Source organism: Geodermatophilus siccatus, assembly GCF_900103785.1.
GTDB lineage: Bacteria > Actinomycetota > Actinomycetes > Mycobacteriales > Geodermatophilaceae > Geodermatophilus > Geodermatophilus siccatus.
In genome coordinates, this window is sequence record NZ_FNHE01000018.1 from 1 (window position 1) to 14489 (window position 14489).

The following is a 14489-nucleotide window of genomic DNA, read 5'->3' on the forward strand; positions in this document are numbered from 1 at the left end:
CCGTGCACCGGGTGTTGGTGCGCTGCCGGATCAATCGGCTCTGGCATGTCGACCGGGTCACCGGCGAACCGATCCGCCGCTATGAGATGACCCGGCCCGGCGAGCTGGTGCACGTCGATGTCAAGAAGCTGGGCAACATCCCCGACGGCGGCGGCTGGCGCATCCACGGCCGGGCGCTGGGCAGCCGCAACAGCCAGGCCCATCGCAATCCCGCCCGACCGCGCAAGGTGCACGGCCGCGCCAACCTGGGCTACTGCTACGTGCACTCGGCCATCGACGGCTACAGCCGGCTGGCCTACTCCGAAGCCCTCGACGACGAGTCAGCCGCCACCGCACTGGCCTTCTGGGCCCGCGCCCGCAGCTTCTTCGCCGGCCACGGCATCACCGTCGAGCGGGTGCTCACCGACAACGGCAGTGCCTATTGCAGCCACGCCTGGCGCGAGGAACACCGGCGGCTGGGCATCCGGCACTCCCGCACCCGGGTGCGCCGACCGCAGACCAACGGCAAGGTCGAGCGGCTCAACCGCACCCTGCTGGAGGAATGGGCCTACCGACGGCTCTACACCTCAGAGACCGCCCGCCGGGCGGCCCTGTCAGCCTGGCTGCACCACTACAACCACCACCGGCCACACACCGCCCTGGGCAACCTCCCGCCGATCACCCACTGCACCAACGTCTCAGGTCAGTACAACTAGTCGGCCCACCGGCCGACTCCGTCGTCCGCACACGGCAGAGGCCCCCTCCCCGGACCGGGAGGGGGCCTCTGCCGTGTGCGACTACTTCTTGCCCTGGTTCTTGACGGCCTCGATGGCGGCGGCTGCGGCCTCGGGGTCGAGGTACTCGCCACCGGGCTTGGTCGGGCGCAGGTCGTCGTCCAGGTCGTACCGCAGCGGGACACCGGTGGGGATGTTGAGCCCCACGACCTCGTCCTCGCCCATGCCGTCCAGGTGCTTCACCAGCGCCCGCAGGCTGTTGCCGTGCGCGGCGACGAGCACGGTCAGGCCCGCGCGCAGGTCCGGCACGATCGCGTCGTACCAGTACGGCAGCATCCGGACGACGACGTCGGCCAGGCACTCGGTCTGGGGGCGCACCTCGGGGGGCAGCATCGCGTAGCGCGCGTCGCCGTCCTGGGAGTACTCGCTGCCGGGCTCGATGGGCGGCGGCGGGGTGCTGTAGGAGCGGCGCCAGACGGTGAACTGCTCCTCGCCGTACTCGGCGAGGGTCGCGGCCTTGTCCTTGCCCTGCAGCGCGCCGTAGTGCCGCTCGTTGAGCCGCCAGGAGCGCTTGACCGGGATCCACTGCCGGTCCGCGGCGGCCAGCGCCAGCTCGGCGGTGGCGATCGCGCGCTTGAGCACCGAGGTGTGCGCCACCTCCGGCAGCAGGCCGTGCTCGGCGAGGAGCTCACCACCCCGGGCGGCCTCGCCGCGGCCCTTCTCGGACAGGGGCACGTCCACCCAGCCGGTGAACAGGTTGGCCTTGTTCCACTCGCTCTCGCCGTGGCGGAGCAGCACGAGAGTGCCGGGGCGGGTCTGGGGCGAGGACATCGTCACGCGGCCATCCTGCCCGACGCGGACCCGGTCGGTCTCACCCGACGAGCAGCGGCCACAGCAGCCAGGCCTCGAACGCCGCCGGCGGCAGCAGGCCGGTGAGCAGCCACGGGCTGCGGACGGGGCGGTCGACGCCCCAGCGCAGCGCCGCGACGGCGGCCACGCTGCACGCCGCGCCGGCGGCCAGCCAGAGCAGGGTGCCGCCCAGGTCGACGACGAGCAGCTGGGCGAAGGTCAGCCGCACCGCGCACAGCAGCAGCGGGTACACCAGCGCGGTGGCGGCGAGCAGGCCCACGAGTGCCCGGACCTGCCGCTGCTGCTGACCGGGACCCTCCTGCACCGCCGTCACGCTAACCGCTGGCCGGCACCTCGGCCCCGGACCGGGCGCGTCGTCCGGGCAGCCAGACCAGGACGACGACGGCGGCCAGCGCGGTGGCCAGCGCCGTCCCCACGGCGGTGAGGTGCATCGCCGCGACGAACGCCTCCCGGGCCGGGTCGACCAGCCGGCCGGCCGCGCCGGCGGCCTCGGGGTCGCCGCCGGCCAGTGTCTGCCGCACCGCGCCGAGGGTGGCCACGAGCGAGGTGCTGGCCTCCTCGCGGAGGTCGGCCGGCAGCGCGTCGACGGCGTCGCCGAGCCGGGCCGCGTAGGCGTTGGCCAGCAGCGACCCGAGGATGGCCACGCCGAGCGCACCGCCGACCTGGCGCACGGAGTTGTTCACCGCGGCGCCGGCGCCGGCCTTGTGCCGGGGGACGACGGACATGATCGACTCGGTCGTCGGCGCCATGACCGTGCCCATCCCCAGGCCCTGCACCGACAGGACCACCAGCAGCAGCACCAGGGGTGAGGTCTCGTCCAGCAGCTGGAAGCCGCAGACGGCCGCCGTCAGCAGGCCGAACCCGGTGCCGACGACGGCCTTGGCGCCGAACCGCTCGGCCAGCCGCGAGCTGCCCGGCGCCATGACCGCCATGCCCAGCGCCATCGGGATCAGCGCCGCGCCGCTGACCAGTGGGCCGTACGCGAGCACGCCCTGCAGGTAGTAGACGAGGTAGAAGGTCGCGCCCATGAGCGCGAAGAAGTTCAGCCCCAGGGCGGCTGCGGCCGCGGAGAAGGCCGGGTTGCGGAAGAGCGTGACGTCCAGCGCCGGGTGGGTCGAGCGGCGCTGCAGCCAGACGAACAACGCCAGCAGGGCCAGCCCGCCGAGCAGCGGCACGAGGACGCCGGGCGAGCCCCAGCCGGCCCCCGAGCCGCCGTGGATGATCCCGTAGACCAGCCCGGCCAGCGCCAGCATAGACAGCAGCACGCCGGGCACGTCGAGCCGGCCCGGCGACGGGTCGCGGGACTCGGGGACGACGAGCAGCGTCGCGACGATGCCGAGGAGCGCGACCGGCACCGCGATGAGGAAGATCGCGCCCCACCAGTAGTTCTCGAGGACCGCGCCGCTGGCCAGCGGGCCGCCGGCCACGGCGATCCCCCCGGCGCCCGCCCAGACGCCGATCGCGCGGCCGCGCTCGCCCGGCGGGAAGACGTTGGTGATGACCGCCAGGGTGGTCGGCTGCACCGCCGCGCCGCCGATGCCCATGACCGCCCGCCAGGCGATCAGCTCGCCGGGGCTGCTGCTGAACGCGCCCAGCAGCGAGCCGGCCGTGTAGACCGACAGGCCGATGAGCAGCACCCGGCGCCGGCCGATCCGGTCGCCGATGACGCCCCAGGAGAAGAGCAGGCCGGCGAAGACGAGGATGTAGGCGTCGATCGCCCACTGCAGCTCACCCTGGCTGGCGCCCAGCTCGCGCTGCAGCGTGGGGATCGCGACGTTGAGGGTCGTGTTGCCCATGATCACCACGAGCAGGCAGACCGTCATGGTGGCCAGCACCCACCACCGGCGGGCGTGGCCGGGCCGCTCCTCGGCGGCCTCGCGGAGCGACCGTTCGGTCGCCGTCACGCCCCGCCGTCCGGCGTCCCGGCGGCGCGGGACCTCCGCCCCGGGTCGACGAAGTCGGCGAAGGCCTCCAGGTTGCGCAGGGACTCACCCCGCTTGACCCGCCACTCCCACTCCCGCCGGATCGACGTGCCGAAGCCGATCTCGAGCATGGTGTTGAAGTGGTCGTCGGCGTAGCTGAGCACCGCCCCGAGCACGCGGTCGAGCTCGTCGGGCGTGACCGCCGCGTGCGGCAGCCGGCCGGTCAGGTAGACGTCGCCGACGCTGTCGATCGAGTAGGCGACGCCGTACATGCGGGCGTTGTGCTGCAGCAGGTAGGTCCACAGCTGCTCGCGGTTCTCGTCCGGCTGGCGGCAGACGAAGGCCTCCACCCGCAGCGCGTGCTCGCCGACGATCAGCCCGCAGACGGTCTTGAGCTTCTGGGTGCCGGGCAGGTCGACCAGCCAGCGGCCGGCCGCCGGGTGCTCGTGCACCAGCTCGCTGTCGCGGAGCGTCTGCTCGATGACCGCGTCGAGCTCCGCGACGGTCCGCTCGCGGCTCACTGCGCCTCCCGTTCGCTCCCGCGCGGCGCTCCGCCCCTCGCTCGTTCCTCGCTGAGATGCCCACGCCCCTGTCCGCTCACTGCGCCACCTGTGCGCCGAGCGCCCGCACCCCGCCCAGCGCCCAGGCCGGGCGCAGCAGCGTGCCGGGGGCCGGTCCCTGGGATGCCATGGCCATCTCCTCCGCGGCGGCCGTGTACGCGGCGACCAGGCTGTCGACGGTGCGCTCCCAGGAGAAGGAGGCCGCGTGCCGGCGCGCACCGGCCGACAGCAGCTCGCGGCGGGCGAGCACCGCGCGGATGGCGGCGGCGTAGTCCGCCGGGTCCCGGCCCTCGACCAGCACCCCGGAGACGCCGTCCCGGACGGCCGTGCGCAGCCCGCCCACGGCGGCCGCGACGACCGGCGTCCCACAGGCCTGCGCCTCCAGGGCCACCAGGCCGAAGGACTCGTTGTGGCTGGGGACGACGGCGACGTCCGCCGCGCGGTAGTGCTCCGCGAGCCGCTCGGCGTGCACCGGCGGCAGGAACCGGACGAGGTCGGCGATGCCCAGCTCGGCGGCCAGCTGCTCCAGCTGGCGCGGGGCCTGCAGCCCGGTGCCGCTGGGCGCGCCGACGACGTGCACCTGCAGCCGGTCGCGCAGCGCGGGGTCGTCGGCGAGCATCCGCGCGGCCGCCTCGAGCAGCAGGTCGGGGGCCTTGAGCGGCTGGATGCGGCCGACGAACAACAGGACGACGGCGTCGTCGGCGATGCCGAGGCGGTGGCGGGCCGCCGTCCGGTCGCCGGGGGTGAAGCGGTCGAGGTCCACCCCGGGCGGGACGACGAGGGTGCGTCGCAGGTCGGCGCCGTAGTGCTCGACCAGCTGATGGGCCTCGTCGTCGGTGTTGGCGACCAGCCGGTCGGCCTCGGCGACGACCTGCTCCTCGCCGATGACGCGGGCCCGCGGCTCGGGCCGGTCGCCGGTGGCCAGGGCGGCGTTCTTCACCTTGGCCAGCGTGTGCGCGGTGTGGATCAGCGGCACGCTCCACCGGTCGCGGGCCAGCCAGCCGACCTGGCCCGACAGCCAGTAGTGCGAGTGGACGACGTCGTAGTGGCCCGGCTCGTGCTGGGCCTCCTCGCGCAGGACGGCGGCGGTGAAGGCGCACAGCTGCGCGGGCAGCTCCTCCTTGCCCAGGCCCTCGAACGGGCCGGCGCTGACGTGCCGCACGGTGACCCCGGGGCTCATCTCGACCACCGGCGGCAGGTCGCTGGAGGTGGCGCGGGTGAAGACGTCGACGGCGATGCCTCGCTCGGCCAGCCGCCGGGAGACCTCGACGACGTAGACGTTCATGCCGCCGGCGTCGCCGGCACCGGGCTGGTCGAGGGGGCTGGTGTGCACCGAGAGGGTGGCCACCCGCCGGGGCACGGCCGAGCGGGGACGGCGGCGAGCGGCCACGTGCGACCTCCCGCCTCGCTCCCAGGGCGCCGGGAGGCACCCGCTCGACATCGCAGTCTGCAACAGCACCAGGATGGGTCGCATGCCCGGCCCCTCCGCCCAGTCTCCCTCCGTACCCGCAGGTGCGCCCGGTGCGGGCCGGACCGCCGTCGTCACCGGCGCCTCCAGCGGCATCGGCGCGGCCACGGCCCGGAGGCTGGTGGCGGAGGGCTTCGACGTCGTCGTCGGGGCACGCCGCATGGACCGGCTGACGGCGCTGGCCGCGGAGACCGGCGCCCGGGCGCTGCCGCTGGACCTCACCGACCCCGACTCGGTGACGGAGTTCGTCGGCGCCGTCGGCCCGGTCGACGTGCTGGTCAACAACGCCGGTGGCGCGTTCGACGCCAGCCCGGTGGCCGAGGCCGACCTGGACTCCTGGGCCCGCACCTACGAGGTCAACGTGCTGGGCACCGTCCGGCTGACCAAGGCGCTGCTGCCCAGGCTGGTCGACTCCGGCGCCGGCGACCTGCTGTTCGTGGGCTCGACGGCGGGGCTGGTCAGCTACGAGGGCGGCGCGTCCTACACCGCGGCCAAGCACGCGGTGCACACGCTGGCCGAGACGCTGCGGCTGGAGCTGTTCGACCAGCCGGTGCGGGTGGTCGAGATCGCGCCCGGCATGGTGCGGACCGAGGAGTTCACCCTCAACCGGGTCCAGGACCGGGAGCGGGCGGAGGCGGTCTACCGCGGCGTGCGCAAGCCGCTGGTGGCCGAGGACGTCGCCGACTGCATCGCCTGGGCGCTCACCCGCCCGCACCACGTCAACGTCGACCTGCTCGTCGTCCGCCCCCGGGCGCAGGCCGCCCAGCACAAGGTGCACCGCGAGGTCTGAGCGGTGCTCCCCTCACGGGGAGGTCGCCCGGTCGCTGGTGGACCCCTCGGGACGGGACCACTGCCTCCGGTGCGGCAGCGAGGCACCATCCGCGGCATGAGCAGATTCGCTGCGCTGGTGGACGCCTTCGATGCCGGCCGAGTCCACGAACTGGTGGCAGACACCACCGAGGACCACCGCTACTCGGACCCCTTCTCCGGCGAACGCCGTGGAGCAGCGGCGCACGCGGCGCTCATGCACACGGTGCTGGAACGATTCCCTGATCGCCGGATGCACCTGCTCGAGTGCTGGGTCGCCGCGGGGGCAGAGGTCGCCGAGTACAGCTGGACAGGCACTCCGGCTGGCGGAGGGGACCCCGTCGAGGTCCTGTTCGTGGCCGTCCTCGAGTCTCCGGACAGAGCTGACCTGACCCCATTGCCGGGGCTCCTCGCGGGTTGCCGGTCCTGCAGTGCCGGCAGTGCACGAGGAACGCCGGAAGTGCCGGCCCCGGTGGTGGTCAGGGGCGGATGGCCGTGGGTTCGCGCTCCAGGGTCACGCCGAAACGCTCCTGCACCGCGGCGATGATCTTCTCGGAGAAGGCGAGCAGCTCCTCGGCGGTCGCCCCGGGCTCGGTGGTCAGCGCGAGGCTGTGGCGGGGCGAGGTCCCCACGCGCCCGTGGCGGGTGCCGCGACCGAAGCCGGCGTGCTGGACCAGCCAGGCGGCGCTGAGCTTGACCGTGCCGTCGTCGGCGGGCCAGCTCGGGCAGCCCTCGACCGCGCGCTGCACCGGGACGACGGGGTTGGTGAAGAACGAGCCCGCGCTGCGGCTGGTGGGGTCGGCGAGGTCCCAGACCATGCCCTTGCCCCGGCGCAGCTCCAGCACGGCGGCGCGCACGTCGGCCAGCGGGGCCCGTTCCCCCACCTCGACGCCGAGGGTGCGCGCCAGCTCCGCGTAGCCCACCGGCCGGGACAGCTCCCCCTGCTCCAGCCCGAACGAGACGGTCAGGACGACGTACCGGCCGGGCTCGCGCTTGAGCCGGCTGTCCCGGTAGGCGAACCCGCAGTCCTCCGGGGTGAGCACCTGCTCGGCGGACCGCGCGCGGTCCCAGACGCGGACGGCGGTGATGACCTGGCCGACCTCCTGGCCGTAGGCGCCGACGTTCTGCACCGGCGTCGCCCCGGTCGAACCCGGGATGCCGGACAGCGCCTCCATGCCGGCCAGCCGCTGCTCGACGGTGTACGCGACCAGGTCGTCCCAGGGCTCGCCGGCCTGCACGACCAGCCGGCTCCCGTCCCGCTCGACGCCCCGGCTGCGCACCACGACCACGTCACCGGGCCACCCGGCGTCCGGGGCGATCAGGTTGGAACCACCGCCGAGGACCAGCAGCGGCCGCCCGGCGGCGTCGGCGTCGCGGACGGCGGCGACCAGTTCCTCGGGGTCGGAGACCTCGACCAGCCGGTCGATGGGACCCCCCACGCCGAGGGTCGTCAGCTCCGCGAAGCGGGCGTCTCGTCGGACCTGCACGGCACCACGCTAACCGCGACTACGCTCCGGACCGGTGAGCGAGGCAGGAGGCCGACCCGAGAGAGGCGATGACCACAAGCGTCGCGCCAGCCTCCCGAGGAAGGCCAACCCGCGCCTGGCCGCCGGCCGGGCTCGCGCCCTGGGCCTGCCGACGCGCGGCACCACCAACGCCAACCGGTTGCGCCGGGTCGACCGCTGGCTGCTCGCCACCCAGGTGCCGCGGCTGCGCGATGCCGCCCGGCCGCTCGTGGTCGACCTGGGCTACGGCTCGTCGGCGGTGACCACGCTCGAGCTGGCCGACCGGCTGGGCCCGGAGGTGCACGGCCTCGAGGTGGTCGGCCTGGAGATCGACCCCGAGCGGGTGGCCGCCGTCGCCGCCGACCGCGATCCGCCGCGGGTCGACTTCCGGGTGGGCGGCTTCGAGCTCGCCGGCCTGCGCCCGGTGCTGGTGCGCGCGTTCAACGTGCTGCGCCAGTACGACGAGGAGTCCGCTGCCCACGCCTGGCAGACGATGTGCGCCGCCCTCGGTCCCGGAGGACTGATCGTGGAGGGCACCTGCGACGAGTGGGGACGCCGCTCGTCGTGGGTGGCCCTCGACGCCGACGGGCCGCTGACCCTGACGCTGTCGGCCCGGGTGTCGGACCTCGACCGGCCCTCCGACCTCGCCGAGCGGCTGCCCAAGGCGCTCATCCACCACAACGTGCCGGGCCAGCCGGTGCACGAGTTCCTCCGGGCGCTCGACACCGCGTGGGCCACCGCAGCCGGGCTCTCGACCTTCGGACCGCGCCAGCGCTGGACCGCGGCGGTGGAGTCGCTCGCCGAGCAGGGCTGGCCGTTCGTCGGCTCCAGCCGTCGCTGGCGGCACGGCGAGGTCACCGTGCGCTGGTCGGCCGTCGCCCCGGTCTGAGCGCGGCCGCACCCCGCGGGAGCGCCGCAGGACCGTCCGCCGGACCCGCGTGACGGACGACACAGCGCCCCTGACCTGCTGCCCCTGGGCGCCGTCCGGGGAGGCGTTCGGCAGCTGCGGCGGGAGGGGTTCCGATCCGCTACCGTCCGTACATGCGGGGCGACGGAGTCGGACTGCGGAGATAGGACTGCGGGCACCACCATGTACCTGCTGACCCCCGACGTCGGGCCATGACGCCCGCGAGGGCGTCGGCCGAGTGGCTCCGACGGCTGGAGTCGGTCCTCGCCGACCCGTCGCTGCTGCGACTGCTCTTCCAACCGATCGTCGACCTGCGACGCGGCGTCGTCGCCGGCTACGAGACGCTGGCTCGTTTCTGCGAGCCCGACGGGAAGCCGAGCCGGGTGGGCCCGGACCGCTGGTTCGCCGCCGCAGGCGCCCAGGGCACCGGGGCCCGCCTGGAGGGCCTCGTCGTCCGGCGCTGTCTGGAGCTGTTGCGCACGGTGCCGCCCAACTGCTTCCTCACCGTCAACGTCAGCCCGCACCTGCTCACGGACCCCGAGCTCGCCGACACCCTCCTGGCCGTCCCGGACCTCGCTCCGCTGGTCCTCGAGCTGACCGAGCACCAGGACGTGACCGAGCTGGAGCCCCTGCTCGACCTCCGCGACCGGCTCCGCAGCCGTGGTGCCCTCCTGGCGGTGGACGATGCCGGGTCGGGCTACTCCGGTCTCCAGCAGATCGCCGCCATCAAGCCCCAGATGGTCAAGCTGGACCGGGCGATCGTGTCCGGGGTGGACGGCGACGAGGTGAAGCTGGCGCTCACCGAGCTGCTCGGCGAGTTCGCCGGGCGGATCGACGCCTGGCTGCTGGCCGAGGGCATCGAGGCCTGGGGGGAGGTCGAGGCGCTGCTCCGCCTGGGTGTCCCCCTCGGTCAGGGCTGGCTCTTCGGCCACCCCGGCCCGGCCTGGCCCCGACTCGACCCGGGGACGGCCGCGCCGCTGCGCTTCCGCTCGGCGAAGGCCCGTCTGGTCGAGCACGTGGCCAGCCTGGTCGAGGAGGTGCCCGTCGAGGGCGGGCCGTCGGGAGGGGCGGTGCCCGAGGACCAGTCGGGGCTGCGCGTCGACTCCGCCGGCCGGCCCGTGGCGCTGTTGCTGCCGCGCCGTCGGGGCGACGACGAGCCGGGGCACCGGATCGCCCCGGTGAGCCTGCGCGTCCCCGCGCTCGCGGGGGTCCGTGAGGTCGCCCGGCGTGCCGCGGCACGCCCCGAGCACTCGCGCTTCGACCCGATCGTCTGCGTCGACGACGTCGGCGTCGCGGTCGGCGTCGTCCGCGTCGAACGTCTCCTGCTACGGCTCGCCGCCGATGGGTAGGAGCCGGCTGCCCCACCGATCCGTTCCACCACCCCGAGGGAAATCGTGAAGCAGTTCTCCTGTGGCGACGTCGTCCCCACCTGCACCCGACAGTTCATCGCTCCCACGGACGAGGAGATCCTGGCCGCCGTCGCCGAGCACGCGCGCACCGACCACGGCCTCACCGAGATCCCGCAGCACCTCATCGACCAGGTCCGGGAGCACATCCGCAGCGACTCGTGACCTCGTCGGCGGCCCTCCGGCACCATGGGCGCCGTGGCGGTCGACGAGCGCCTGCGGCGACGGTGCACCGAGGCCGTCGTCGAGGAGGGGGAGCGCTTCGGCGTCCTGGTGCAGGAGGTCGAGGCCGGGCTGACGGCTGCGCCCGACCTGCAGGCGCCGGTCCCCTGGGTGCCCGACTGGACGATCCGCGACCTCGTCGGACACCTGGGCGCCGTCCACCGCTGGGCGACCGCGATCGTGCGGGCCGGCACCACCGACCGGCCCGCCGCACCACCGCGGCCGCCGGACGGTGGCCTGCTCGACTGGTACGCCGCGGGCCTGGCCGACCTGGTGCACGCCCTGCGCGACACGCCCCCGGACGCCCCGGCCTGGCACATGAGCCCGGCGGCCGAGAAGACCGTCGGCTCCTGGGTCCGCCGGCAGGCGCACGAGCTCGCCGTCCACCGCATGGACCTCGAGGTCGCCGCGGGCCGGCCGGTCACCGCGGTGGACCCGGAGCTGGCCGAGGACGGCGCCGACGAGGTGCTGGGCGTCGTCGTCCCCCGGTGGGCGCACGTCGAGCCGGTGGCCTCCGCCACGGCGGCGGTCGTCGTGCGCAGCACCGACACCGACCGGGTCTGGACGGTGCGGGTCCGCCGCGGGGAGGTCGAGGTGCACGAGGGGGACGCCGGCGCCGCCGACGCCCGGCTCGAGGCACCGGCCGGTCAGCTGCTGCGCCGGCTGTGGGGCCGCCCGGCCGAGGTCGCGGTGACCGGCGACCCCGCCGCCGAGGCGCTGCTGCGCGGCCGGTGAGGGTGCCGGGCAGGATGGTCGGCGTGCGTCCCGTCCCCGTGACCCGATGAGCCGTCGCAGGCAGGCCGAGCCCGTCGTCCCGCCCGGTCCCACGCCCGTCGACGGCGGCACCGCCGAGCTGCTCGGGGACGCCGACCGCGACGGCTCCTGGGTTCTCGTGCTGGACGGGACGCCGCAGTCGCACGTCGACCTCGAGGACCCGACCCACCTGGAGTTCGAGTACGTGCGCCGGATGGGCCACGTGCTCGACCTCGCCGCCGCCGACGGCCGGCCCATCGACGTCGTCCACCTCGGCGGCGGCGCGCTGACCCTCCCCCGCTACGTCGCGGCGACCCGCCCCGGCTCCCGGCAGCGGGTCGTCGAGCTCGACCAGCCGCTCACCGAGCTGGTCCGTGCGCACCTGCCGCTGCCGCGCGACGCCCGCGTCCGGGTGCGCGCCGCCGACGCCCGCGAGGGGCTGGCCGCCCTGCCGTGCGCCAGCGCGGACGTCGTCGTCAGCGACGTCTTCGCCGGAGCCCGCACGCCGGCGCACCTGACCAGCGTCGAGTACGTGCAGGAGGCGCACCGCGTGCTCCGGCCGGGGGGCTCGTTCGTCGTGAACGTCGCCGACGGCCCGCCGCTGCGCTTCGCCCGCACCCAGGTGGCCACGCTGCGCGCGGTCTTCGCGCACGTCTGCCTGCTGGCCGAGCCGGGCACGTTGCGCGGCCGCCGCTTCGGCAACCTGGTGGCGGTCGCCTCGGACGCCGAGCTGCCGGTCCCCGCGCTGGTCCGCCGCTGCGCCGCCGACCCGATGCCCAGCCGGGTGGTCGAGGGTGCCGACCTGGACCGCTTCGCCGGCCGGGCCGGGCCGGTCCACGACGTCGACGCGGTCGCCTCCCCCGAGCCCCCGGAGGGCGTCTTCAGCCGCTGAGCGCGGCCTCGAAGGCCGCCAGCGCGCGGTCGTCGAACAGCACGAACCGCACCTCCTGGACGTGCTGCACCGCGGCCGCGCGGACGCCGGCCACCGCCTGCACCGCGGCGTCCTCCAGCGGCCAGCCGTAGACACCGGCCGAGATGGCCGGGAAGGCCACCGACCGCGCGCCCAGACCGTCGGCCACACGCAGGCTCTCGGTGTAGCAGGAGCGCAGGACGGCGGAACGGTCCTCGTCGGCCGACCAGATCGGGCCGGCGGTGTGCACCACCCAGCGGGCGGGGAGCCGGCCGGCCGTCGTCGCCACCGCCTGGCCGCGCGGCAGCCGGCCGCCGGGCAGCCCGGCCTTCAGCGCGCGGCACTCGGCCAGGACGTCCGGCCCTCCGGCCGCGTGGATGGCGCCGTCGACCCCGCCGCCACCGAGCAGCCCGGGGTTGGCCGCGTTCACGACGACGTCGACGTCGGCCCGGGTGATGTCGCCGCGGACGGCGCGCAGGAGCACGTCCCGACCGTAGGGTCGGGGACATGACCCCGCCTGCCCGCCTCCCGCTCCGTCGCGACACCCAGGACAAGGTCATCGCCGGTGTCTGCGCGGGGATCGCCCGGCGCTACGGCCTCTCACCGACCGTTCTGCGCCTGGCGTTCGTGCTCTCCTGCGTGCTGCCCGGCCCGCAGTTCATCGCCTACCTGCTGCTGTGGATCGTGATCCCGAAGGACACCCGGGGCTGGTGAGCCCGGCGGCTCACCAGCCGCTGCCGCCCCGGCTCACGCCGCGGACGGCGGGCCGGACGTCGACCAGGTAGACGACCGCGGCGATGATCGCCGGCAGGCCGAGGAAGCTCAGCGGGTTCTGGAAGGCGACGATGACCAGCACCGCGAGCCCCAGGATGGCCGCCCAGCCGGGCTTGGTGAGCTTGCCGGCAGCGACGTAGCCGGCGGCCGGGCGGATGAGGGCGTCGACGAGCGCCCACGCCGTGAGCCCCAGCGACGCGTAGAAGAGCACCGCGTAGACGAGACCCTGGAAGCTCAGCATGCCCGGCAGGGTACCCGCGCAGCGGCGTCCGGCCACGCTGCCGCGACCCCTCCGGGGGGTCCGGACGCGGCAGGGCCCCGGAGCGCTGCGCGCAGCTCCGGGGCCCTGGGTCGCGGGGCGGCCTCCCTGCAGGGCCCGCCGCGAGTTCGCGAGCGGCGGGGGGCAGGGAGGTCCTCGTTCAGTCGCGCTTGGTGGTGCGGGTGCGGGTCACGCGGGCGGAGGTGCCGGCCGGGGTGGACCTGCGGGCCGCGGAGGTCTTCTTCGCCGCGGCACGCTTGCGGGCCGGCTTGGGGGCCTCGGGCTCCTCGGCCGACTCCAGGGTCGCCTTGGCCGACTCGGCGGCCTCGTGCGTGGCCTCCTCGGCGGAGTCGATGGCCTTCTCCGCCTTCGCCGCCGTCTTCTGCGCGATCGAGGTGACCTCGTTGGAGGCCTCGGCGACCGTCTCGGCGGTCTCCTCGAGCACCTCCTCGAGGGTGTCCTCGACGGCGTCCACCGCGCGCTCGGCGCGGCCGACGACCTTGCGGACGACGGGCTGGCGACGCAGCTCCTCGACGACCTCGGCACCGCGGACGGCGAGGGTCTCGATGGTGGCGACCGTCTGGGTGCGGGCGGTGCTCACCAGGCCGGCCACCGTGCTGGCGACGGTGTCGGGGCGGACCGCGGAGGCGACGTGCTGGGCCGACGTGCGCGCGGTGCGGACGGCCTCCTCGGCGCGGGTGCGGGCCTCCTTGGCGGCCAGGTCCACCTGCACCTGGGCCTCGCCGGGCAGGGCCTCGACGCGCGAGCGCAGGGTGCCCACGACGGCGCGGGTGCGCTCGACGGCCAGGTCGCCGGCGCCGACGGCGGCCAGCAGCACCTGCTTGTTCTGGACGACGACGGTCTCGCCGTACTTCTTCAACGTGTCGGTGGCGGTCATGCCGACTCCTTCGCGGAACGGTTCGGGGTGGGATCAGTGGGGTCTGCCGGGGCGGACGCGTTCGTGGCGTGCTCCCGGGCGTAGGTCTCGTAGAGCTCGAGCAGCACGGCCTTGTGCCGCTCGGAGAGCGACGGGTCGGCGCGGATCGCCGCCACGGTGTCCGGGTTGCCGTCGCGGCGGTCGAGGATCCCGGCCTGCTCGTAGAGCGTCTCCGCCGAGATCTTCAGGCCCTTGGCGATGGCGGCGAGGATTTCCGCCGACGGCTTGCGCAGCCCCCGCTCCACCTGTGAGAGGTACGGGTTGCTCACCCCGGCCGTGCGGGCGAGTTCGCGGAGGGACACGCGGGCGGCGTTGCGCTGCTCGCGGATGAACTCCCCGACCTGGGAGCCGGTCGCCGACACCTTGGAGCGCTCGGCGGCCACCGTCTCCGCGACGCTGCTCGCGACCTGGTCGACCACGCCACGGACGGTGGTCACCTGCCCGCGGACGAAGTCGCTTGGGTTCTGCACACCCCG

The 14489-nt window shown here is 75.0% G+C and carries 19 protein-coding genes; 9 read left to right on the forward strand and 10 right to left on the reverse strand.

All coding sequences use genetic code 11. The features are described 5' to 3' along the window. The coding region (locus BLS21_RS22985) for an IS481 family transposase (protein ID WP_139177267.1) at positions 1–695 on the forward strand (695 nt) is incomplete at its 5' end. Between the two features lie 81 nt (positions 696–776). Here the strand turns inward: BLS21_RS22985 and BLS21_RS22990 are convergent. The 5 genes from BLS21_RS22990 to mshA form a co-directional block, all read right to left on the reverse strand. Next, positions 777–1544, reverse strand: coding sequence for a phosphoglyceromutase (locus BLS21_RS22990; protein WP_091224018.1), 768 nt, complete (start codon positions 1542–1544; stop codon positions 777–779). Positions 1545–1584: 40 nt separating this feature from the next. Beyond that, positions 1585–1887, reverse strand: a complete 303-nt coding sequence (locus BLS21_RS22995) for a hypothetical protein (RefSeq protein WP_139177268.1) — start codon at positions 1885–1887, stop codon at positions 1585–1587. 10 nt (positions 1888–1897) lie between these two features. Continuing rightward, positions 1898–3487: an MFS transporter gene (locus BLS21_RS23000; protein WP_091223919.1), complete on the reverse strand. Its 1590-nt coding sequence runs from the start codon at positions 3485–3487 to the stop codon at positions 1898–1900. Beyond that, positions 3484–4026, reverse strand: coding sequence for a type III secretion system chaperone family protein (locus tag BLS21_RS23005; RefSeq protein ID WP_175479717.1), 543 nt, complete (start codon positions 4024–4026; stop codon positions 3484–3486). Before BLS21_RS23005 ends, BLS21_RS23000 begins: the two co-directional genes overlap by 4 nt. 76 nt (positions 4027–4102) lie before the next feature. Next, positions 4103–5455, reverse strand: a complete 1353-nt coding sequence (mshA, locus tag BLS21_RS23010; protein ID WP_091223921.1) for a D-inositol-3-phosphate glycosyltransferase — start codon at positions 5453–5455, stop codon at positions 4103–4105. Positions 5456–5537: 82 nt separating this feature from the next. On the opposite strand from mshA, the gene BLS21_RS23015 reads away from it, so the two are divergent. Continuing rightward, positions 5538–6323 carry an SDR family oxidoreductase gene (locus BLS21_RS23015; RefSeq protein WP_091223922.1) on the forward strand — a complete coding sequence of 262 codons (786 nt, stop codon included), beginning with the start codon at positions 5538–5540 and terminating at the stop codon, positions 6321–6323. A gap of 96 nt (positions 6324–6419) precedes the next feature. Further along, on the forward strand, positions 6420–6887 hold the full coding sequence (locus BLS21_RS26495; protein WP_139177269.1) for a nuclear transport factor 2 family protein: 468 nt from the start codon (positions 6420–6422) through the stop codon (positions 6885–6887). Here the strand turns inward: BLS21_RS26495 and BLS21_RS23025 are convergent. Continuing rightward, positions 6820–7827 carry a UDP-N-acetylmuramate dehydrogenase gene (locus tag BLS21_RS23025; protein ID WP_091223927.1) on the reverse strand — a complete coding sequence of 336 codons (1008 nt, stop codon included), beginning with the start codon at positions 7825–7827 and terminating at the stop codon, positions 6820–6822. The genes BLS21_RS26495 and BLS21_RS23025 overlap by 68 nt on opposite strands. A gap of 34 nt (positions 7828–7861) precedes the next feature. On the opposite strand from BLS21_RS23025, the gene BLS21_RS23030 reads away from it, so the two are divergent. The 5 genes from BLS21_RS23030 (at position 7862) to BLS21_RS23050 (ending at position 12025) form a co-directional block, all read left to right on the forward strand. After that, complete coding sequence (locus tag BLS21_RS23030; protein WP_091223929.1) at positions 7862–8734, forward strand: class I SAM-dependent methyltransferase; 873 nt, start codon at positions 7862–7864, stop codon at positions 8732–8734. A gap of 230 nt (positions 8735–8964) precedes the next feature. Further along, positions 8965–10101, forward strand: a complete 1137-nt coding sequence (locus BLS21_RS23035; RefSeq protein WP_091223931.1) for an EAL domain-containing protein — start codon at positions 8965–8967, stop codon at positions 10099–10101. A gap of 45 nt (positions 10102–10146) precedes the next feature. Continuing rightward, the gene (locus BLS21_RS23040; RefSeq protein ID WP_091223933.1) at positions 10147–10323 is read left to right on the forward strand and encodes a DUF1059 domain-containing protein; all 177 of its coding nucleotides are present in this window, start codon (positions 10147–10149) and stop codon (positions 10321–10323) included. A gap of 33 nt (positions 10324–10356) precedes the next feature. Further along, positions 10357–11115, forward strand: a complete 759-nt coding sequence (locus BLS21_RS23045; RefSeq protein WP_175479718.1) for a maleylpyruvate isomerase N-terminal domain-containing protein — start codon at positions 10357–10359, stop codon at positions 11113–11115. 46 nt (positions 11116–11161) lie between these two features. Then, on the forward strand, positions 11162–12025 hold the full coding sequence (locus tag BLS21_RS23050) for a spermidine synthase (protein WP_091223937.1): 864 nt from the start codon (positions 11162–11164) through the stop codon (positions 12023–12025). Here BLS21_RS23050 and BLS21_RS23055 read toward each other — a convergent pair. Further along, complete coding sequence (locus BLS21_RS23055) at positions 12015–12527, reverse strand: O-acetyl-ADP-ribose deacetylase (RefSeq protein ID WP_091223939.1); 513 nt, start codon at positions 12525–12527, stop codon at positions 12015–12017. The genes BLS21_RS23050 and BLS21_RS23055 overlap by 11 nt on opposite strands. A 23-nt stretch (positions 12528–12550) precedes the next feature. On the opposite strand from BLS21_RS23055, the gene BLS21_RS23060 reads away from it, so the two are divergent. Continuing rightward, on the forward strand, positions 12551–12757 hold the full coding sequence (locus BLS21_RS23060; RefSeq protein WP_091223941.1) for a PspC domain-containing protein: 207 nt from the start codon (positions 12551–12553) through the stop codon (positions 12755–12757). 10 nt (positions 12758–12767) lie between these two features. Here BLS21_RS23060 and BLS21_RS23065 read toward each other — a convergent pair whose 3' ends face one another. The 3 genes from BLS21_RS23065 to BLS21_RS23075 all read right to left on the reverse strand — a co-directional run bounded on the left by BLS21_RS23065 (position 12768) and on the right by BLS21_RS23075 (position 14483). Next, positions 12768–13058, reverse strand: a complete 291-nt coding sequence (locus tag BLS21_RS23065) for a DUF2516 family protein (RefSeq protein ID WP_091223943.1) — start codon at positions 13056–13058, stop codon at positions 12768–12770. A gap of 178 nt (positions 13059–13236) precedes the next feature. After that, complete coding sequence (locus tag BLS21_RS23070) at positions 13237–13974, reverse strand: hypothetical protein (RefSeq protein ID WP_091223945.1); 738 nt, start codon at positions 13972–13974, stop codon at positions 13237–13239. Further along, positions 13971–14483: a helix-turn-helix domain-containing protein gene (locus BLS21_RS23075; protein ID WP_091223947.1), complete on the reverse strand. Its 513-nt coding sequence runs from the start codon at positions 14481–14483 to the stop codon at positions 13971–13973. Before BLS21_RS23075 ends, BLS21_RS23070 begins: the two co-directional genes overlap by 4 nt. Positions 14484–14489 lie beyond the last annotated feature (6 nt).